Below are 18,614 nucleotides of genomic sequence, written 5' to 3'. Positions count from 1 at the left end.
CCCGTCGCACAGTTAGTAATCAACAATAGTTAATATTATGCGCGAAAAGGGTATTTCGTAATGGAATACAGTGGCCCGACCAGTCTCTACATCGACGGGGACTGGGTAGCCGCGGCATCGGACGAGACCATCGAGACGCGCGACCCGGCGACCGAAGCGCCGTACGCCGAGGTTGCCCGCGCGGGCGAGGCGGACGTCGACGCCGCGGTGCGGGCGGCGAACTCGGCGGGCGCTCGCGGCGGCGAGTGGGAGACCACGAGCGCGGCCGAGCGCGGCGAGAAACTGCGCGCGATGGCCGACTTCATCGAGGCGCGGAAAGACGAGATAGCGCTCGTCGAGTCCCACGATAACGGCAAGACGCCGTTCGAGGCCGGTATGGAGGTCCAGATGGTCGTCGACACCTTCCGCTACTACGCCGGGTGGACCGACAAGGTGACCGGCGAGTACAACCCCGTCCCCGGCGGGCGCGTCAACTACACGACCCGCGAACCGCTCGGCGTCACCGGACACATCGTCCCGTGGAACTACCCCTTCCAACTCGCGGGGCGCAGCCTCGCGCCGGCGCTCGCCTGCGGCAACACGGCGGTGGTAAAGCCCTCCAGCCAGACGCCGCTTTCGGCGCTCTACTACGGCCTCGCGGCCGAGGAAGCCGGCCTCCCCGACGGCGTGGTGAACGTGGTTCCCGGGAGCGGGTCCGAGGCGGGGTCGGCGCTCGCCTCGCACCCCGACGTGGCGCACGTCACCTTCACCGGCAGCACCGAAGTCGGTAAGGGCGTCATGGCCGATGCCGCGGCCACCGTGACCGGCGTCACGCTCGAACTCGGCGGGAAGGGCCCCAACGTCGTCTTCCCCGACGCCGACCTCGACGCCGCCGCCAAGGGCGTCCACTACGGCATCTTCATGAACGCCGGCCAGATGTGCTGGGCCGGGTCGCGCCTGCTCGTCCACGAGGACGTGGCCGACGACCTCGTCGAGCGAATCGTCGCGCGCGCCGAGTCGACCCCGCTCGGCTCCGGCATCGACGACGACGGTCGGATGGGGCCGGTCGTCAGCGAGTCCCACCGCGAGGACGTGTTGGAGTACATCTCCCTCGGCGTCGAGGAGGGCGCGACCGTCGCCTGCGGCGGGGGCGTCCCCGAGGACAAGGAGACCGGCTACTTCGTGGAGCCGACGGTCCTCACCGACGTGACGAACGACATGACCGTGGCCCGCGAGGAGATATTCGGCCCGGTCCTCGTCGTCACCGAGTTCTCGGACCGAACGGAGGCGATCGAACTCGCTAACGATTCGCCGTACGGGCTTCTCGCCGGCGTCTGGACCGAGGGGCTCTCTCGCGCCCACCACGTCGCCGACGCGCTCGACTACGGAATGGTCAGCGTCAACGAGTACCCGGTGACGTTCCCGCAGACGCCCTTCGGCGGCACGAAACAGAGCGGCCACGGCCGCGAGCAGGGCGCGGAGGCTGTCCGCGAGTTCACGCAGGCGAAGAACGTGAATCTCAACATCGGCTGACTCGGCCGCCAATTCGGCCCGTAATCCGCTGGACGCTTCGGCCCTCAACTCGCTTCCCACTGAACGCTCCGGACCGCGACCCGTCGTCCCCGGACCGACCGCCTCGGCTCTCCGCGGTGGTCGTTCCCGAAAAACCGCTCTTCTCCAGTCTCTCCGCCGACGCTATTCGAACCGCTGGAACGGCTCTTGACAGTCGTTACAGAAGTGCATCGACCGGCACAGTCCCGGCCCCTTCGGATGCTCGCGGACGGTGTTCGTGCCGTCGCAGTACGGGCACTCCGCGCCCGACGTTTCGCCCGTCGTCTCGGTGCTGGGGTCGAAGCGGCGCATCGCTCACACCCCCAGTCCGAACTCGCGGAGGGCCTCGCGGCCCGCCTCGGTCACCATGTCGACGGTCCACTCCGGCGTGAACCGGAGTCGCACGGACGCCTCGTCGACGCCGGCCGACAGAATCGCGCACTGCACGTCGTTTTCGAGGTAGTCGCGCGCCGGACAGCCGGTGTAGGTCAGCGTCATCTCGACGATGCCGAGCGTCTTCGCCTCGCCGTCTTCGCCCTCCCGCTCGACGACGCGAACGTCGTAGATGAGGCCGAGGTCGACGATGCTCACCGGCATCTCTGGGTCCTCGATTTCGTAGAGGGCGTCCCAGATGTCGGCTTCGATGCCCGCGGCTCCGACGCCCGTCTTCGGGAAGCCCTCGGGGACCTCGCCGTCGGCGTACTCCGTGTAGCCGCAGGCGGTCGCCTCGGGCGCGTCGTCGGCGCTCACGTCAGACACGCTCCCTGCCGATTCTCGCCGGCTCGGGCGCTTCGAGCTCATCGTACGTCCGCCGGAACTCCGCGGCCAGTTCGTCCCAGTGGTCGGTGTGGGTGCCGTCGCGGCCGCGGGCGCTCGGGCGCTCGACCTCGTCGGGTTCGGGCACGTCGAGCCCGAGCGATTCGAGGTACGGGATGACCGTCTCCAGCCACTCGATGCGGAGGTCGGCGGTAGACATCGTCCGGAAGCCGTTGTCGACGATTGCCGCCTCGTGTTCGGGCTCGGCGAAAAGCGAGAGCGCGTGGGGGAACAGCCGGTCGAGCGCGTCCTGCACCCGGTCGCGGCTGTCGCCCTCGGCGAGGCGGTCGAGCCAGCTCTGGGCGTTTTCGAGGTGGTAGCGCTCCTCGCTCAGCACCTTGCCGACGCGGTCGGCGAGCGGCGCGTAGCTGGTGTCGACGAGCGCGTCGAGGCGCAGGCGCTCGGCGGCGTCGTAGAGATAGCTCCGCAGGACGACGTCGGCCCAGTCGCCCTCCGCGAACGGGAGTTCGACCAGCGTGGCGTGCCTGAACTCGTCGGCGGGGCGCTCCCAGATGAGTTCCACCTCGGTGTGACCGAGCTCTTCGAGCAGGTCGTACCACAGCCGAGCGTGGCCGAACTCGTCCTGTGCGACGTTCGCCAACGCGAGGTCGGATTCCAGCGTCGGCGCGTAAATCTGCCACTCGATGAGGCGCTCGCCGTGGACGTACTCGTCGTCCGCGAGGCGGAACAGCAGCTCTTCGAGCGCGGCGCGCTGTTCGGCGTCGAGGTCTTCGGGGTTGAGTGCGTCGGTCATGGTTAGCTGTCCGCCTCGAGCGATTTCTCCACGTCGGCCTGCTCGGCCTCGCTTTCGGCGACTTCCGGCGCGGCCGGTTCGATGTCCGTGTACGAGGTGGCCCAGCGGTAGGTCTTGTCGGTCGTCCCGCCGAAGCTCGTCTCGTCGGCGTCGATTTCGCCGATTTCGTCGTGCGGGACGACCCACAGGCTGTGGGTCTTCATCCGCCGGCCGTGCTGGACGGCCGCGAACTGGAGCGCCAGCTCGCGGTCCGGCGCGTGGACGTTGCCGCAGTGTTTGTGGTACGCTCCCGGTTTGTCCTGTCTGAACACTTCCCAAATCATGGTTCTCAGTCCGCCGCCTGCGGGGTTCCGGCCCCCGACGCGCCCTCCCAGCCGTGCATCGATTCGCGCACCCACTCGACCGCCTCCTGTGCCTGTGCCCGGGAGTTGATCTGCTCGTGGCTCCCCTCGGAGGCGTTCTTGGCGATGGTCCAGAACTCGTCCCAGTTCAGGTCGTCCTCGTTGACGTGGTAGGTGTCGAGTTCCTCGTCGTACTCGATGCGCGGGTACTCGGGGACGACGAGGCCGTACTTCTCGGCCTTCGGGACGTACGTGTCGAGGAAGGTGTCGCGCAGTTCGTCGTTGGACTTCGTCTTCAGGCCGACCTCCTGGGCGAAGTCGTTGTGGACGGACTTGTCGTTGGTCGGGCCGAAGAACTGGATGATTCGCGGCCACCACGTCTCGAAGGCGGCCTGCGTCTTCTCTTGGGTCGCCTTCGACCCGTTCATCAACTCGGAGAGGATGGACTCGCCGTGTTTGACGTGGAAGCCCTCCTCGAAGCACACTTTGTCCATCGCGTGGGCGTACGGCGTCCACGACGTGTTCTTGAGCGTCGCCTGCCGGTGCATGGCCGCACCGTCGACGAAGAAGGCTATCATCGGCACCTCGTGCCACGACTCCATCGGGTAGTGGAAGCAGTTGAGGAACTTGCCGTCGCCGCGGGCGAGTTCGTCCAGCATCTCGTCGCGCGTCTTGACGCCGAGGGACTCGGCCGCGCGGTAGAGCAGTTGCGCGTGGCCGATTTCGTCCTGTACCTTCGCCGAGAACGCCAGCTTTCGGTCGATGCTCGGCGCTTGCCGGATGAACGGCTTTTCGAGGTAGCCGCCCATCACCTCGCTGTTCGCGTGGAACTGAATCATCCGCGTCGCGGCCTTGCGGTACTCCTCGGGCATGTCGTCTTTCGGAGCGAACTGCCGCGGGCCCGCTCGTTCTTTGACGGTTTCGAGGTCCATTGGTCTATCAGGAACTATCATCTATAACTACTTACGAATTGACCCGCCCATGGCCTGCCTTTTTATATCCGTGCCGCGTACGCACACGCCGATGATAGCGGAGTGCCTGGTGGCCGAGTTCCGAATCGACGGCGACGACTGCCCCCTGGCGCGGGCGACCGACGCGGTTCCAGTCGCGGTCGACGCGAACGCGCCGCAACTCCGCGCCGACGGCAACGTCCTGCTTCACTTTTCGGCCCCCGCGGACGACCGACTCCCCGAGGCCCTCGACGCCGACGACGCCATCCGCTACCTCCACGTCACCCGCGGCGACGACACGTACACCTTCCGCTGTCTCTCGAAACACCCCTGCGTCGTTCACGAGCTCGTCGACGCCGGCTTCCTCGTCGAGTCGATGCGGTACGACGACGGCGGCGCGACGATGCGCGGGGCGGTCGTCGGCTACGACGTGCTCCGCGGCGTGATGGAGACGGCCGGCGGCACCGTCGGTATCCAACTCCAGCGCGTCTACCCCCTCCGGGCGGACGAGGAATCGCCCATCGGTCGGGCGTGGGACCTCACGCCCGCGCAGGAAGCCGCCCTCCGGGCGGCCGTCGAGATGGGGTACTTCGACCTCCCCCGGAGTATCACGGCTCGGGACGTGGCGGACGAACTCGGAATCAGCAAGTCGGCGTTCCTCGAACGGCTCCGCCGGGCGCAACAGTCGGTGTTCGGGGCGCTGCTCGCATGAGCCGGGACCGCGGCCGACTCGCTCGGCTCGCCCGGCGGTCCGCCGGCGAGGCTATTTACCCCGCGTCCCCGTAGCGCGGGTATGCGAGTCGACGACGCCGACGGCGTCCGGACCGTGACGTTCGACAGACCCGAGGCGAAAAACGCGTTCACTGCCGACGTGGCCCGAGAGCTCTCGGCGGCGCTCGAAGAACTGACGCCCGAGGCGTTCGACGCCGCGGTGATAACCGGCGACGGCGACGCCTTCAGCGCCGGCGGCGACATTCGGGCGATGGCCGAGCGCGACGAGACCGCCCGCGAGGCCTACGAGCGCGTCCGCGGCACCCTCGGCCGCGTCGCCGAGGCGATTCTCACCGCTCCGGTGCCGGTCGTCGCCCGCGTCAACGGCGACGCCGTGGGTGCGGGGACCTCCGTCGTCGCCGCCTGCGACTTCGCCTACGCCGCCCGCGACGCTCGGTTCGGCGCGTCGTTCGTCAACGTCGGTCTCGTCCCCGACGCGGGCGCGACGGTGACGCTCCCCCGGTTGGTCGGCCTCCGGGCCGCGAAGGAACTCGCCTTCACCGGGAAACTCATCTCGGCCGAGCGCGCCGCCGAACTCGACCTCGTGAACGAGGCGGTCGCCGCCGCCGCCCTCGACGCCACCGTGGACGAGACGGTAGAGACGCTCGCCGCACAGCCGACGGAGACGCTCGCGCTGGCGAAGGAAGCGATACACGCGAATCTCGGCCGGTCGTGGACCGACGGCCTCGAACGCGAGGCGCACGCGCAGACCCTCGCCTACGACACCGACGCCCACGAGGAGGGCGTTTCCGCGTTCTTGGAAAAGCGGCGGCCGGAGTTCGACTGAGGACGCCGGTCCCGGCCTGTTTCGTCTCGTCTCGGCCGTCCCGTTCTGTCCCACCTCAGTCGAGGCCGAGGAACCGTTCCGCGTTCTCCCAGAGGAGCTTTCGCTTCACCTCCTCGGAGGCGTCGAAGTGCTCCTCGAACGACTCGAACCACCGGCCCGGCCGAATCATCGGGTAGTCGGTGCCGAACATCACCTTGTCCTGCAGGACGGTCTTGGCGTAGTGGAGCACCTGCTCGTCGATGTACTTCGGGAGCCACCCCGAGAGGTCCATGTAGACGTTGCCCTTCTGCTGGCAGATGGCGAGTTGCTCTCTCTCCCACGGGTACGCCGGGTGGGCGATGAGAATCTGGAGGTCCGGATGCTCGGCGGCCACGTCGTCGATGAGCATCGGGTTTCCGTACTTGATTTTCAGGCCGCGACCGCCGGGCGAGCACGCGCCGAGGGTGGAGTTCCCGCCGTGGAAGACGACCGGCACGCCGAGGTCCTCGATAGTGTCGAACAACTCCGCGTGCTCGTCGTCGCTCGGGTCGAACCCCTGTGCGATTTGCTGGAACTTGAACCCCGAGAGACCGAGGTCTTCGACGCACCGAACCGCCTCCTCGACGCAGTCGTCTTTCAGGGGGTCAACGCTCCCGAAGCCGACGAAGAAGTCGGGATGGTCGTCTCTCACTTCGGCCACGTAGTCGTTCGGAACCGGCGGATTTCCGGTGTTCGTCTCGGCGTCCCACCCGAGGAGCACCGCCCGCCCGATGTTGTGCTCGCGGTACTCGGCTATCATCTCCTCGTAGCTCCACGTCTCCATCTCCGCGCCGAACCTGTTCGCCGCGTCCCGCATCATCTCGCCGCCGGCGTCTTCGAGGAACTCCGCGGTCGGCTGGTGGGCGTGCGTGTCGATGATGCGCGGCTCGTCGAGCCAATCCAACACGGTCATTCGTGTATGACCGTCGCGGAGCGATAAAAATCGAACGGACGGAGCCAACCGAATGATGGCGCGGCGGCGTTGGCGTACCGCCACGGGAGGCGATTCGACGCGCAGCCCAATCAGTCACCGGCCAATCCGGTTAGGCTCGCCGCTCAGTCGTCGTCTCGGTTCGAACCCTCCCTTTCGTCCTCGGCGAGGGCGCGCGCTCGCGGGTCGATGGCGGGGTCGCGCTGCTGTTTTCGAGCGCGACGCTTCGCCGCCCCGACGAGCGAGTCGTCGCCCGATTGCGTCTCGACGAACGTCTCGTCGCCGATGGCGCTCTCTGCGATGTCTCGAAGACTTCCGAGTTTCTCGCGGTCGCCCGGTGACCGACTTCGGGCCCGCCCGTCGCCGCGTCCCGACCCGTGGACGCCTTCATCCGACGACGCGAGCTGAGTGAACTGCGTCGCGTCCGTTATCAGCAGCTGTACTTGGTCTTTCGCGCGGTAGTGGTGGTCCTTCGCACCGGCGAACTCGAACCGCGCGCCCTCGCCGAGGTACGGGTGGCTCACGCCCTCGGGGACGACGAACACGACGCCTTCGGGTGCGCTCTCGTCGGTGAGGTAGCCGAGGATGTCCGGCGTCTCGGGGTCGTTCTTGTTGACCCACGAAACCTCGTCGACGGTCGCCTCCACCGTCACGTACGCCCCGCTCCCGATGAGTTCCGAGAGCGTTCGGGTCGGATTCCGAGTCTCGGTGTCGCCTGAATCTGTGTTCGAGGCCGCAACTCCGTCCCGATTCGCCGACGGTTCCGTGGCCTTGGAACTCGAGCTCGATGGGTCGTCTCCGATTGAGGCGAAAAGGTAGTTCACCTCGTTGCCGCGCCCTCTCATGTAATTCGAGACGATGATACTGACTCGTTGGGGGCCCGACGAAGCCGAGAGCGAGCTGTCGTCCTCAAAGATACATTTCACGTCAGATTCGGACTCGGCTGATTGTAGAAACCACGCACCGTCGCGCTCTTCGACGGTCACCTCTCCCGTCGAACCCGATTCAGCGAACCAGTCCGTTGACATACCATCGGTTCGAACCCGAAAGAACATATGTGTTTCTCAGATTAGAGAACCGAATCCGGGCGGGCCGGTAGTCCGACTTCGTGTCCGGGACATCGATCGGACCCTATCTTCTCGCCGACCGACTGGTCCGGGGGAGCGTTGAAAAACAGTATTATTCGAACACTATCTCAAAAGAAGACAGCGCGTCGCCGGGCAGTCTCGCAACAGATATTTAGATAAACTACCTTTCAAACCCATCTTATGTTTCTGACTCTACTGTCGGTGCCCTGAAAAATGGTCTAACATCGGGTGTGAGCGCAATTCAACTTGGAAGGCTCTGTTGAAATCCTCAGCAAGTGATATATTCTCACCCAGTCGCGGTCAGTACAGGGGACTCACGAACCGCTCAGTACAGAGTAGGGAAGTTCCGAGAGGTGTTCGTGTACTTAGCTGGTGGCGGGCGCTCGGTAACGGTGATAGAGTAGAGATATTACGGGCATTGTCCACATAAACGCCAATGTGAACTGAAGCATTGTCCCGAGATGTTGGTGAGGCACGATCAGCCAGACAACGACAGTTGCAACACAGATACAAACGAGTGTAATGATTACTGCCGTCACGTCGTTTACTTCTCTGGGATCAACGTCAGCCAGTCCTACCGCTGCCACAACACCGAGAACCATCCCCAGACCGACTGCCGCTATTGTCGCCTCTGGCGAGACGATCTGACGGGTTGGCTCAATAAACAGTAGCCATGGGGTTCCAATAAGCGCAGTAAAGAACAAGCGGAGCGTCCGCGCTTGTCCGTCAGTCCCGAGCAACGGGTGTGCTCCGGAAGAGGGCAAATTCACAAGGTGAATTGAAACCGTGCGATCATATTTGTTTCCCATTCTCACTAAACGCACTGTAACATTCGCAGTTTTCATCGACTGGCTGTTTCAGGCGAGAATATATCTGAAGAATAGGATTTCAACAGAGCCACTTGGAATAAAAAGACGAGTGTTTCAGAAACTCTCTATGATTTATTTCACTTCGGTCGTTATAACGCGCATCAGGAATCCTATGCCACTCCCGATTTGGTGTGTCGGTTTTGTTATTGCTCTATTCCTCTCCGCGGATACGACTGCGCGCCACCCCTCGTGTTCCGCGCGATAATTGTCGCTGTCGCGGAGCGTCGGTCGTCGCGGAGTTCGGTCGACTCGTCGTAGTAGAGTACGGTGAGGTCGAGACAGGCCCGGAGCAGTTCGTTGGAGTCGAAACGGTATCTGTCGGTGCTCGGCCCGACCGTCGCCGGCGGGTCGGCCCGCAGGTGGTGCTGGTAGAACAGGACGCCGCCGGGTTTCAGCGCCGCTTTGATGTCCGCGAGGCGGTCCAGCGTCCGGAAGTAGCTGATGGTGACGAGGTCGTACGTCGACTCGGAGAAGTCGTAGGCCGTCGCATCGGCCTGAATCGTCTCCACGCGGTCGGCGAATCCGCGGGACCGAGCGCGCTCGTCGATGATACTCAGTCCCTCGCTCGACTGGTCGAGCGCGTCCACCCGGTAGCCGTTTGCGGCGAGAAAAAGCGCGTTGCGGCCGTTTCCGGCCGCCACGTCGAGGGCGCGACCCTTGGGCAGTTCGTCGAGGTACGACCGTAACACCGGCGACGGCTCGGGGTCGGTCGGGTACGTTCCGGTCCGGTAGCGCTCGTCCCACTCCATAGGGGCGCTACGCGGACCGCCGTGTTCAAGCTACGGCGTCGTTCCCGGCGGACGGGACGGCGTCGAACGCCCGTGCGACCGACGACGGTCGGCGGGCCGTCGGTAGAGCACCGGGCCGCCGGAAGCACCAGCGCTTTCCGCGCCAGCGACGTGGGGAGAGCCGTGACCACGATTCGCCCCGACGAACTCGACGCCCGCCTCGCCGACGGCGACGACCCTTTCGTCCTCGACATCCGCCCCGAGTCGAACTATCAGCGCGGCGCAATCGAGGGGAGCCGCAACGTCCCCGTCTACGACGACCTCCGGTCGGGCGACGACGCCTCGCTTCGAGGTCGGCTGGACGAGATTCCGCGGGACCGCGACGTGGTCGTCGTCTGTAAGATGGGCATCGTCGCGAAGCGGGCGACGGGGCTCCTCCGCGAGGAGGGATACGACGCGTCGACCCTCGCGGGCGGCATGAGCGGGTGGAACGGCTACCAGCGGGGGTCGCTGGGCTACAAACTCCGGTCGCTCATCTGGCGACTGTTCTGAGGCCGTCGAGGAACTCCCGAAGAGCGTCCTCGAAGAACGCGGGGTTGTCGAGGTTCGACGCGTGACCTGCCCCGGGAACCGAGCGGACCGTGACGGTCGGAATCCCGTCGCCGAACGCCGCGGCGTGCCTGCGCACGAACGGGAGTTCGTTCTCGCCGTACAGGACCAGCGTCGGGACGTCGATGTCGCCGAGGACGACCGACGAGTCGGTGAACCGACTGACCGCCCGAATCACCTTTGCGAACTCGTCGGTCGCCATCGGCGGGCCGCGCTCCCGAAGACGCTCGACGTTTCCGTAGTCGCCGCCCGCGGGCGTTCCCGACAGCCGTTCTTGGAACCAGACCATGACCTTCTCGACGCGCTCGTAGCCGACGAGTCGAACGAACGGAATCGTCAATCGGGGGACGACGAGTCGCTGGAACCGTTCGAGACGGTCGAAGACGACCGGGGAGAACGTGTCCGCGAGGACGAGCCCCGAGAGCCTATCTGGGTATCGCATCGCGTACGCCTGCGCGACACAGCTGCCGGTCGAGAGTCCGCAGACCACGGGCCGGTCGAGGTCCAACTCCGAGACGAGCGCCGCGAGGTCGTCGGCGAACAGCTCCATCGAGTACGTCGCCGGCTCCGAGCCGCCGGTCCGGCCGTGTCCCCGAACGTCGTACGAGACCGTGGTGTAGTCGTCACGCAGCGCCTCAGTCTGGCGGTCCCACTGGCCGTGGTCGAGAACCGCGCCGTGAACGAAGACCACCGGCGGTCCCTCGCCCCGCCGTTCGTAGTAGGTGTCGATACCGTTTGTTCGAGCGAACGCCATGCTATCTAGTGGCGTGCTGAGAGCATGAGCGCGCGCCTCGATGTAACAGATAAATTATACTCTCGCCGGCAGTACGGTCACTTATCCGTCTCCGGCAGAGAGTAGGCGGTATGACGATAGAAACCGGCGACTCCGTTTCGCTCGAATACGTTGGAAAGCTCCCCGACGGCACGGTCTTCGACACGTCGCGTCAGGACGTGGCCGACGCCGAAGGACTCTCCGAGGCGCAGGGCGACCGCGACTACGAGCCGCTCGTGGTCGAAGTCGGCGCGGGAACCGTCATCGAGGGCCTCGACGAGGCGCTCGTCGGCATGTCCGTCGGCGACGAAGAGAGCATCGAGATTCCGCCGGAGAAGGCCTACGGCGAGCACGACGAAGACCTCGTCCGCGAGCACGAGACCGAACAGCTCCGCGAGGTGCTCGGCGACGAGCCCGAGGAGGGACTGTACGTCCAGACCCAGCAGGGCGGCCTCGGCGAAATCGTCCACGCCGACGACGACGTGGTCCGCATCGACTTCAACCACGAGCTCGCCGGCGAGACGCTCGTCTTCGACGTCGAAATCGTCGACGCCAACTGAACTGAACTGAACTGAGCCGCGGTCTCGCGGTTCGACCGTTCTTCTCCCGCTACTCGCGCCACCACGCGACGGCGTACAGCACTCCACCGACGAGAATCAAGACCGCGCCGACGCCGGCGACGCCGAGTCCGACGACGAGCGAGACTCCGAAGCCGAAGTCGTCGACGTGGCCGTAGACGGTGATGCTGTGGAGCGTTCCATCCTTCTCGACGAGCGCCGGGAGGCGGTCCACGAAGGCGTCGTTCACCCGCGGTCGGTAGCCGAAGTCCTCATCTGAGGAGTTCCGAAGGATTCTATCGACCGTCTCTCTCGCCCCCGGCGAGAGGTTCTCGTAGCGATACGCCCCTCGCTCGACGGTGGCGTTTGCGACGCGCTGGAGCGTGGCGTTTCGCGCGGTGACGACCGAGCCGTTTTCTTCCACGCTGAACCGGTAGTACTGCTGGCGCTCGCCGTAGGCGTCGTGGACGTACGTGTTGTTCCGCGCTATGGCTTGGAGGTCGGCTCTCGCGCCCGCCGCCGCGGTCCGGGCGGTGCCGTTCCGCATCGCCGCCGCCAGCGTCTCGCGGGTCTCGTTCGGCGCGCGGTACTCGCCGGCCGAGTACCGGTGGCTGACCTGGTGCACCGAAATCGAGACCGTCCGCCCGTGGCGACTCACGATAGTCTCGATGTCCGATTCGTTCGCGAGCGACACGGTCTCGGCTCGGTACGACTGCGAGGTTTGCGGCGGCGGCGACGTCGCCCCCGCGAGCGCGGGCAGGTACACCGGCGCGGGGAGACAGACGAGGCCGACCACCGCGAGGAGGAGGGCGAGTTTCCGGAGACGCATCGTCGGCAGTTCCGCCGAGCGCGGTAAGTGTTTTTTGTCGCCGTCTCGCTCGCCTCACGGTTTCATCGCCGCGGTCGCCGGGCGACGCTCAGTCGTCCAGTCGCGGGTGCGCGTCGAGGCAGTCGGCGACCCTCTCGCGCTCCTCGCGGGCCGAAGCCAACTCGTCGGCCACGACGCCCCGCCGGAGGCGGTCGCGCTGGTCGTCGGTGAGTTCGGCCCGGGCGACCGCGGCGTCGCGGAGGCGGTCGTAGGACTCCTCGTACGTCAGTTCGTGGACCTCGCGGGCCCGCGAGACCGTCTCGTCGCCGGCGAACCGACTCACCACGGAGACGAGTTCCTTCGTCCGCCAGCGGAGTTCCGAGGCGGGCTCCGGCGGCCACGACACGGTCAGCGGGTCGGCGTCGAGCGTCTCCAGAAACCGCTTGTTCGTCCCGACGGCCGCGGAGAACCGCTTGGGGTCGTCCACGTAGTGGTCGAGTTTCGACCGCGAGTAGCCGGCGTACTCGACGAGCGTTGGAATCGGCTCGTCGCCGATGGCGGCGGTTTCGAGGTACTCGCGCAGTCGCTCGGGGGGACTGGGCGTCTCGACGAGCGGGTACGACTCGGCGGCCGCCAACCACGCGAGCACCCCGCGAGCGGGCGACTCGGCGCGGAACCGGCCGAACGCCTCGGCCACGGCGTCGTCGTACCGCTCGATGGGGTCGCGGAGTTCGTCCACCGGCGCGTCGATGTCGACCTCCCCGAGTCGCTCTACGCGTTCGAGGCGCTCGATTCGGGCGTCGAGTTCGTCCGCGCGCTCGCGCAGTCGTCGTCGGGCGCTCCGGTAGTCGTCTCTCGCCTCGTCCAGTTCGTCGAGCAGCGCCGCCTCCTCGCGGGCGGGTTCCAACTCGCGTCTGGCCTGCTCGAAGTCCGACGCCGACAGCGACGAGGTGATGCCGGTCGTGAGCGAGTCGTTGGCGGCGATGAAGGCGTCGCTGTGGCGCACGTCGGCGGGGACCTCCTCCAGCCGGTTCGACAGCGTCTCGCGGAACGCGACGTAGCCTTCGAGGTCGTCGGTCGCCCGCTCTTCGAACCGGTCGAGAATCCCCGTCACGTCGCTGACGGCCGACGCGAGCGTCCGAAGCTCCTCGCGGCCGATTTCGTCGACCGTCTCGCGCCGGTCGCTGAGGGTGTCGGCCGCCGTGCGGAGCGCCGCTACGGGGTCGTCGGCGAGCGCGGCGTCAGTCACGCCGCGGCACCTCGGGAGGGCGGCCCGTGCGCGGAATCGGTGTCATGCCCGACGAGTCGGTGCGCGAGGGTTGAAAACTTGGTGACCGAGGAAGACGGGACGGCGGTGGGTCGAGGAAGCCGAGTCAGCGCCGGTCTCGGCCGGTCGCCACGTCGAACGCGGCGGCGAGCGCGACCGCGAGCACGCACAGCGCGACCGACGGCGACAGTGAGAACAGGTCGACCATCCCGGGGAACGTGGCGACGACGAGGAGCGAAACGGCGTAGTAGACGCCGGCCACCGCGGCCGACGTGCGGGCCGGCGCGGCGCGCAGCCGAGGGAGCGCGAGCATCGCACAGAGCGCGACGCCGCCGGCGACGACGACCGAACCGGGGAGCCCCGCTCCGGCGAGGTCGGCGCGCGCGCCGAGGAACGTCCCGAGGCCGAGCGTCGCGTTCAGATAGGCCGCCCGCCGGACGAGAAAGCCGTAGCCCGCGTCGGGGCCGAGACCGATTTCGTTGTCCTCGATTCGGTGCCACGGCACGCCGACGGAGACGGCGTTCATGCGGAGCGCGCCGATGGCGAGGCAGGCGACCGCCAGCGAGACGACGGCCGCGGTCGTGACCGCCACGGGCGTCGAAACGGTCATGAAGGCGACCCAGAGCATCGGAAGCGCGAGGAGTAGGTGCTGTCCGAGCCCGAAGTAAACCGTCGCGTCGAGCCACGCGTCGACGCCGGTTTCGTCGTCGTCGCCGCCCTGTCGGCGGTGGCGCCGCGTCCGCGCGCCGCCGTGCGGAGACTCGTCTGTCGGTGCCATGACCGTCCGATTGTGACTGTCGAGTGATAACTGTGTGGTGCGGGTGGAGCTAGCGCCCCCGACGATGGCCGGTCCGCGGTCGCCGTCCGGCGAAAGGACTTACCGGCGACCGGGTGTATGACAGGCTATGTACGAGCGCATCCTCCTGCCCGTCGACGAGAGCACGTCGTCGAGCGCGGTTCTCCACCACGCCAGCGAACTCGCCCACTGGGACGACGCGGAGATACGACTGCTCTTCGTCGCCGACACGACCCGCGACAGCGTCACCGTGGTCGGGAACGACGTGGTCGACGCGCTCGAACGCGAGGGCGTGAGCGTCGTCGAGGAGGCGGCGGAGACGCTCCAGAACCTCGGCGTCGATTACTCGACGGACGTGGTGCAGGGCAACCCCGCGCCCACCATCGTCGAGTACGCCGAGGAGTACGACTACGACCTCGTCGTGATGCCGACCCGCGGGCGCAAAGGCATCTCCCGACAGCTCCGCGGGAGCGTCACGGAGAAGGTCGTCCGCCTGTCGGACCGACCGGTGCTCACCGCCCGCATGAAGCCCGACGAGGAGCTGACGTTCCCCTACGAGCGCATCCTCATCCCGACCGACGGAAGCCGCTCCGCGAAACGAGCGACGAGCCACGGCCTCGCACTCGCAGCCGAACTCGACGCGACGGTCCACGTGCTGTCGGTCGTGGACGACTCCGCGCTCGGCTTCGACGTTCGGTCGATGCTCTCCGGCGAAGAGAGCGAGCGCGGCGCGAACGAGGCGATTTCGAAGGTCGTCGAGGAGGCGAACGAGCGCGGCGTCACGAAGCTCGCCGAAACCATCGAACACGGCTCGCCGAGCGAGTCGATTCGGGAGTACGTCGAAGGCAACGACATCCACGCCGTCGTCATGGGGACCACCGGGCGGAGCGGCGTGGACCGAATCCTCCTCGGGAGCGTCGCCGAGCAGACGGTTCGGAGCGCCCCCGTCCCCGTCATCACGGTGTCGCCCGACGAGGAGTAACTTGGTCGAACTGGCGGCCGCGAACCGCCCAACGCGAGCGGGTGGCCCGCCGCCAGCCACCCGACTCGGGATACAGCTATTACCCGCGGGCGACGTATCGGCGCAGTAGCCGTGGTCGAACAGGACCGTCTCGGACGCCCGCCCAGCCCCGACAGCCGGAGGGTCCGGTAGCCGATGCTTCGCGCGACCATCCTCCTCGAACTGAACGAGGACTACGTGCTGTCGCACGTGAGCGACCTCGTCGACGGACCGGTCGTCGTGACGAACTGCGAGGTGCTCGGCGAGACGGACATCCGCTTCGTCGTCGACGCCGGGGAGCACCGCGACGAGATGGCCGAACGGCTCGCCGCCAGCGAGGTCGTCCGCGACCTCGAACTCGTCGGCGACGACCAACTGCTCATCACGAAGCGGTCGTCCGGGGCGCTCCCCGTCATCCGCGAGAACCACGGGATGCTCCAGCGGATGAGCCAGTTCTACGGGCGCTCGCGCGTCTTCGACGTGGTCGTGTTCCGGCGGGCCGACCTCAAGGCCATCATCTCGGGGCTCCGGTCGCTCGGGACCGTCGAACTCCGCCGGCTGAAGCCCTTCGTCGGGCCCTCCACGCGGCTCTCGAAGCGGCAGGCAGAGGTCGTCGGCTACGCGCTCGAACGCGGCTACTACGACTGGCCGCGGGGCGTCACGGTCGAGGAAATCGCGGCGGCGTTCGAGGTGAGCCGACCGACCGTGTTGGAACACCTCCGGCGGGCGGAAAAGAAACTCCTCAGCGACGCGCTCGCCGACGCGACGACGCCCGCGAACCCCGACAGCACCTGACCACGACCGGACCGGTTCGGCCCCGGCGCACGTTGCATCCCGAATTTCAAGCACCTAGTACACCTGAAACGCGTCATCATATCCGCGGATTCCGATATAAAGAGCCAACAGGGGTAGGCGGTACTCCCGTGCCCTCTAGCGGTGTACGTATTGTTTGCAATTACCATGATAAATGGGAATCACTCTCGTGGTGGTGACGGGCGGAAAACGCGCGGGTCGTCGCGCCGGACGTTCCTCGCGGCGGTCGGGAGCGCGGCGGCGGTAACGACGGCTGGCTGTCTGGGCGGCGGCGGTGGCGGCGGCTCCAACGAGCCGATTCGATACCTCTCGGACCGGGGCGACTCGAAGGACGTGATGGACGAAATCATCGCCGAGTTCGAGGAGGAGACAGACCACACGGTCGAGATGATTTACACGGCGAAGGGGACCTCCTCGGACGCCGAGATGCAGAAGATGGTCGCCGCGGGCAACCCGCCGGACCTGCTTTTCGACACCTCGACGGACGCGTACCGGCTCCAGCGCGACGGCGTCCTCGCGCCCGTCACGGGGGCGGTTCAGGACAACGACCTGCCCGACCCGGTCAGCGTCGGCGGCGAGTCGTACTTCGCGGCCGCGATGGTCGAACCGCTCATGGGCTGGTACCGAAACGACGTGTACTCGGAGATGCCCGCGTCGTGGAGCGAGTGGGTCGAGGCGGCCGGCGAGGTGTCGGCCAACGAGTCGATGGAGGGCTACGTCATCCAGTCGGGCCAGACGAACAACGCCGACACCCAGATGACGCAGTACCTCTGGCAGAACGACGTGGAGATTTACGGCGGCCCCTCCGACGGCATCGAGGTCAGACTCGACAACGACGACAACCGACAGGCGGCCGTCGAGACGTTCGAGTGGGTCCAGTCGATGGCCGAACACTCGCCGAACGGCTCGGGGTGGGCGTGGGGCGACGCCATCGGCGCGCTCCAACAGGAGAACGCCGCGGCCATCGCCAGCGTCGGCGGCCTCCCCATTCTCACGATTCAGGCCAACCGCCCCGACCTCGTCGAGAATCTCAGCCCGATGCCCTTCCCCGTGCCGAGCGGGGCCGCACAGGACAGGTGGTGGGCGTACATGGAGGGTCACCTCGTCCGCAACGACGGCCAGAACACCGAGGGCGCGCAGGCGTTCGTCGACTTCTTCACGAGTTCGTCGCGCTTCTTCGACTTCGTGCTCTCCGCGCCGCTGTTCCAGTTCCCGCCGACGCGGGAGCAACTCGACGCGCCCGAGGTGGCCGAAAACGAGGTCATCCAGCAGCACCCCGACGTGATGAATCTCGTCCGCGACAACTGGGACGCCTTCACGAGCGTCCTCGCGACGGGCGACGGCGGCGCGCCGAACATCGTCGCGGCCGACGCCTACAGCGAACAGCTCTTCGGACAGGCGGCTGACCAGCTTCTCGTCGGCGGGCTCACACCCGACGAGACGGTCGACTGGTTGGCCGAAGAGCTCCGCGGGTTGCAATGAGTACGGCCCTCAAATCGCGGTTGGCGGCCGCCGGGGCGGCCCTCCGAGAGCGCGACGTGGACGGCACGACGCTCCTGTTGGCGGCGTGTTTCGTCCCGATGCTCGCGTTCTTCGTCGTGGTCTGGGTCATCCCCATCGTCTACGCGCTCGGGATGAGCCTGTTCGCGTCGCCGGTGCGGAACCCCGAGTTCGTCGGCCTCGGCAACTACGCGGAACTCCTCGGAAACGGTGCGTTCTGGGGCTTCCTCTGGAACAGCGTCGTCTACGCGGTGGCGACGACGGGGCTGAGCCTCGTCATCGGGCTGGGGCTCGCGCTCGTCATCAACCAGCGTATCCGCGGCGGCGACGCCCTGCGGACGCTGATGATTTTCCCGTACCTCCTGCCGACGCTCGTTGTCATCTTCATGTGGAAGTTCATCCTCGACCCCAACATCGGGATTCTGAACCAGTTCCTCGTCGATGCCGGGCTCATCGACAAGCCGATAGCGTTCTTCTCGACCCTGGAGTTCGCCATGCCGGCGGTCGTCGTCACGAGCGTCTGGAAGTTCGCCAGCTTCGCCTTCTTCATCCTGCTCGCGCGCCTGCAGGCCATCGACCCCGACCTCTACGAGCGGGCGCGGGTCGAGGGTGCGACGACGTGGCAGGCGTTCCGCGACATCACCTTCCCGCACCTCCGCGGGGCGATTCTCATCATCCTCCTCGTCAGGGGTATCTGGATGTTCAACAAGTTCGACATCATCTACCTCTCGACCCGGGGCGGCCCGCTCCAGCAGACGACGACGCTCCCGATTCGCGTCTACCAACTCGCGTTCAGCGAGGTGAACTTCGGTATGGCGACGGCGCTCGCCGGCGTCATGTTCTTCCTCCTCGCCGGCGTCGCGGTGGTCTACTTCCGGGCGTTCGCCCCCGAAAAGGAGGTGGCGTGAG

At 66.6% G+C, this 18,614-nt stretch carries 21 protein-coding genes; 9 read left to right on the top strand and 12 right to left on the bottom strand.

Annotation, left to right across the window (positions count from 1 at the left end; all coding sequences use genetic code 11):
* The first annotated feature begins 60 nt into the window (after positions 1–60).
* Complete coding sequence (locus ABY42_RS17315) at positions 61–1,512, top strand: aldehyde dehydrogenase family protein (protein WP_050460284.1); 1,452 nt, start codon at positions 61–63, stop codon at positions 1,510–1,512.
* A gap of 162 nt (positions 1,513–1,674) precedes the next feature.
* Here ABY42_RS17315 and paaE read toward each other — a convergent pair whose 3' ends face one another.
* The 5 genes from paaE to paaA are packed head-to-tail and all read right to left on the bottom strand — an operon-like array spanning position 1,675 to position 4,373.
* Complete coding sequence (gene paaE / locus ABY42_RS19920; RefSeq protein WP_004978321.1) at positions 1,675–1,842, bottom strand: 1,2-phenylacetyl-CoA epoxidase subunit PaaE; 168 nt, start codon at positions 1,840–1,842, stop codon at positions 1,675–1,677.
* A gap of 3 nt (positions 1,843–1,845) precedes the next feature.
* Entirely contained in the window at positions 1,846–2,289 is a 444-nt protein-coding gene (paaD, locus tag ABY42_RS17310) for a 1,2-phenylacetyl-CoA epoxidase subunit PaaD (RefSeq protein ID WP_082220719.1), read from the bottom strand.
* The gene (gene paaC, locus ABY42_RS17305; protein WP_050460282.1) at positions 2,282–3,100 is read right to left on the bottom strand and encodes a 1,2-phenylacetyl-CoA epoxidase subunit PaaC; all 819 of its coding nucleotides are present in this window, start codon (positions 3,098–3,100) and stop codon (positions 2,282–2,284) included. The genes paaD and paaC overlap by 8 nt, the downstream gene beginning before the upstream one ends.
* A gap of 2 nt (positions 3,101–3,102) precedes the next feature.
* Positions 3,103–3,423, bottom strand: a complete 321-nt coding sequence (gene paaB, locus ABY42_RS17300) for a 1,2-phenylacetyl-CoA epoxidase subunit PaaB (RefSeq protein ID WP_004040859.1) — start codon at positions 3,421–3,423, stop codon at positions 3,103–3,105.
* A 5-nt stretch (positions 3,424–3,428) separates the two neighbouring features.
* Positions 3,429–4,373, bottom strand: coding sequence for a 1,2-phenylacetyl-CoA epoxidase subunit PaaA (paaA, locus tag ABY42_RS17295; RefSeq protein ID WP_050460280.1), 945 nt, complete (start codon positions 4,371–4,373; stop codon positions 3,429–3,431).
* A 91-nt stretch (positions 4,374–4,464) separates the two neighbouring features.
* On the opposite strand from paaA, the gene ABY42_RS17290 reads away from it, so the two are divergent.
* The gene (locus ABY42_RS17290; RefSeq protein WP_049905307.1) at positions 4,465–5,103 is read left to right on the top strand and encodes a helix-turn-helix domain-containing protein; all 639 of its coding nucleotides are present in this window, start codon (positions 4,465–4,467) and stop codon (positions 5,101–5,103) included.
* An 81-nt stretch (positions 5,104–5,184) separates the two neighbouring features.
* Positions 5,185–5,949, top strand: a complete 765-nt coding sequence (locus tag ABY42_RS17285; protein ID WP_004978333.1) for an enoyl-CoA hydratase/isomerase family protein — start codon at positions 5,185–5,187, stop codon at positions 5,947–5,949.
* A gap of 55 nt (positions 5,950–6,004) precedes the next feature.
* Here the strand turns inward: ABY42_RS17285 and ABY42_RS17280 are convergent, their stop codons facing one another.
* The 3 genes from ABY42_RS17280 to ABY42_RS17270 all read right to left on the bottom strand — a co-directional run bounded on the left by ABY42_RS17280 (position 6,005) and on the right by ABY42_RS17270 (position 9,604).
* On the bottom strand, positions 6,005–6,880 hold the full coding sequence (locus ABY42_RS17280) for an amidohydrolase family protein (protein ID WP_004978335.1): 876 nt from the start codon (positions 6,878–6,880) through the stop codon (positions 6,005–6,007).
* Positions 6,881–7,023: 143 nt separating this feature from the next.
* The gene (locus tag ABY42_RS20000; RefSeq protein WP_231608408.1) at positions 7,024–7,551 is read right to left on the bottom strand and encodes a hypothetical protein; all 528 of its coding nucleotides are present in this window, start codon (positions 7,549–7,551) and stop codon (positions 7,024–7,026) included.
* 1,447 nt (positions 7,552–8,998) lie between these two features.
* Complete coding sequence (locus tag ABY42_RS17270) at positions 8,999–9,604, bottom strand: class I SAM-dependent methyltransferase (protein WP_050460278.1); 606 nt, start codon at positions 9,602–9,604, stop codon at positions 8,999–9,001.
* A 162-nt stretch (positions 9,605–9,766) separates the two neighbouring features.
* Between ABY42_RS17270 and ABY42_RS17265 the strand changes: the two genes are divergently transcribed.
* Positions 9,767–10,135, top strand: a complete 369-nt coding sequence (locus tag ABY42_RS17265; protein ID WP_050460277.1) for a rhodanese-like domain-containing protein — start codon at positions 9,767–9,769, stop codon at positions 10,133–10,135.
* On the opposite strand, the gene ABY42_RS17260 is transcribed toward ABY42_RS17265, so the two are convergent.
* Complete coding sequence (locus ABY42_RS17260) at positions 10,116–10,946, bottom strand: alpha/beta fold hydrolase (RefSeq protein ID WP_050460276.1); 831 nt, start codon at positions 10,944–10,946, stop codon at positions 10,116–10,118. The two genes, ABY42_RS17265 and ABY42_RS17260, sit on opposite strands and share 20 nt — an antisense overlap.
* A gap of 110 nt (positions 10,947–11,056) precedes the next feature.
* Between ABY42_RS17260 and ABY42_RS17255 the strand changes: the two genes are divergently transcribed.
* Entirely contained in the window at positions 11,057–11,524 is a 468-nt protein-coding gene (locus ABY42_RS17255; protein WP_004978347.1) for an FKBP-type peptidyl-prolyl cis-trans isomerase, read from the top strand.
* A gap of 49 nt (positions 11,525–11,573) precedes the next feature.
* On the opposite strand, the gene ABY42_RS17250 is transcribed toward ABY42_RS17255, so the two are convergent.
* From ABY42_RS17250 to ABY42_RS17240, 3 genes are all read right to left on the bottom strand, one after another.
* Positions 11,574–12,350, bottom strand: a complete 777-nt coding sequence (locus tag ABY42_RS17250; RefSeq protein ID WP_050460275.1) for a hypothetical protein — start codon at positions 12,348–12,350, stop codon at positions 11,574–11,576.
* Between the two features lie 88 nt (positions 12,351–12,438).
* Positions 12,439–13,578: a DUF7118 family protein gene (locus ABY42_RS17245; RefSeq protein ID WP_050460274.1), complete on the bottom strand. Its 1,140-nt coding sequence runs from the start codon at positions 13,576–13,578 to the stop codon at positions 12,439–12,441.
* 124 nt (positions 13,579–13,702) lie between these two features.
* Complete coding sequence (locus tag ABY42_RS17240) at positions 13,703–14,374, bottom strand: hypothetical protein (protein ID WP_050460273.1); 672 nt, start codon at positions 14,372–14,374, stop codon at positions 13,703–13,705.
* Positions 14,375–14,501: 127 nt separating this feature from the next.
* Here ABY42_RS17240 and ABY42_RS17235 point away from each other — a divergent pair, with 127 nt between their 5' ends.
* The 4 genes from ABY42_RS17235 to ABY42_RS17220 all read left to right on the top strand — a co-directional run bounded on the left by ABY42_RS17235 (position 14,502) and on the right by ABY42_RS17220 (position 18,613).
* A complete protein-coding gene (locus tag ABY42_RS17235) occupies positions 14,502–15,374 on the top strand; it encodes a universal stress protein (protein WP_050460272.1) in 873 nt (290 codons plus the stop codon).
* Between the two features lie 174 nt (positions 15,375–15,548).
* A complete protein-coding gene (locus ABY42_RS17230) occupies positions 15,549–16,187 on the top strand; it encodes a helix-turn-helix domain-containing protein (protein ID WP_004978354.1) in 639 nt (212 codons plus the stop codon).
* 165 nt (positions 16,188–16,352) lie between these two features.
* On the top strand, positions 16,353–17,687 hold the full coding sequence (locus ABY42_RS17225; protein WP_231608406.1) for an ABC transporter substrate-binding protein: 1,335 nt from the start codon (positions 16,353–16,355) through the stop codon (positions 17,685–17,687).
* Entirely contained in the window at positions 17,684–18,613 is a 930-nt protein-coding gene (locus tag ABY42_RS17220) for a carbohydrate ABC transporter permease (RefSeq protein ID WP_050460270.1), read from the top strand. The genes ABY42_RS17225 and ABY42_RS17220 overlap by 4 nt, the downstream gene beginning before the upstream one ends.
* Position 18,614: the final 1 nt, after the last annotated feature.

The sequence above is a fragment of the Haloferax gibbonsii genome, from assembly GCF_001190965.1.
GTDB classification, from domain to species: domain Archaea; phylum Halobacteriota; class Halobacteria; order Halobacteriales; family Haloferacaceae; genus Haloferax; species Haloferax gibbonsii.
The sequence above is the reverse complement of the archived record's forward strand: the minus strand, read 5'-3'. Positions and strand labels throughout refer to the sequence as shown.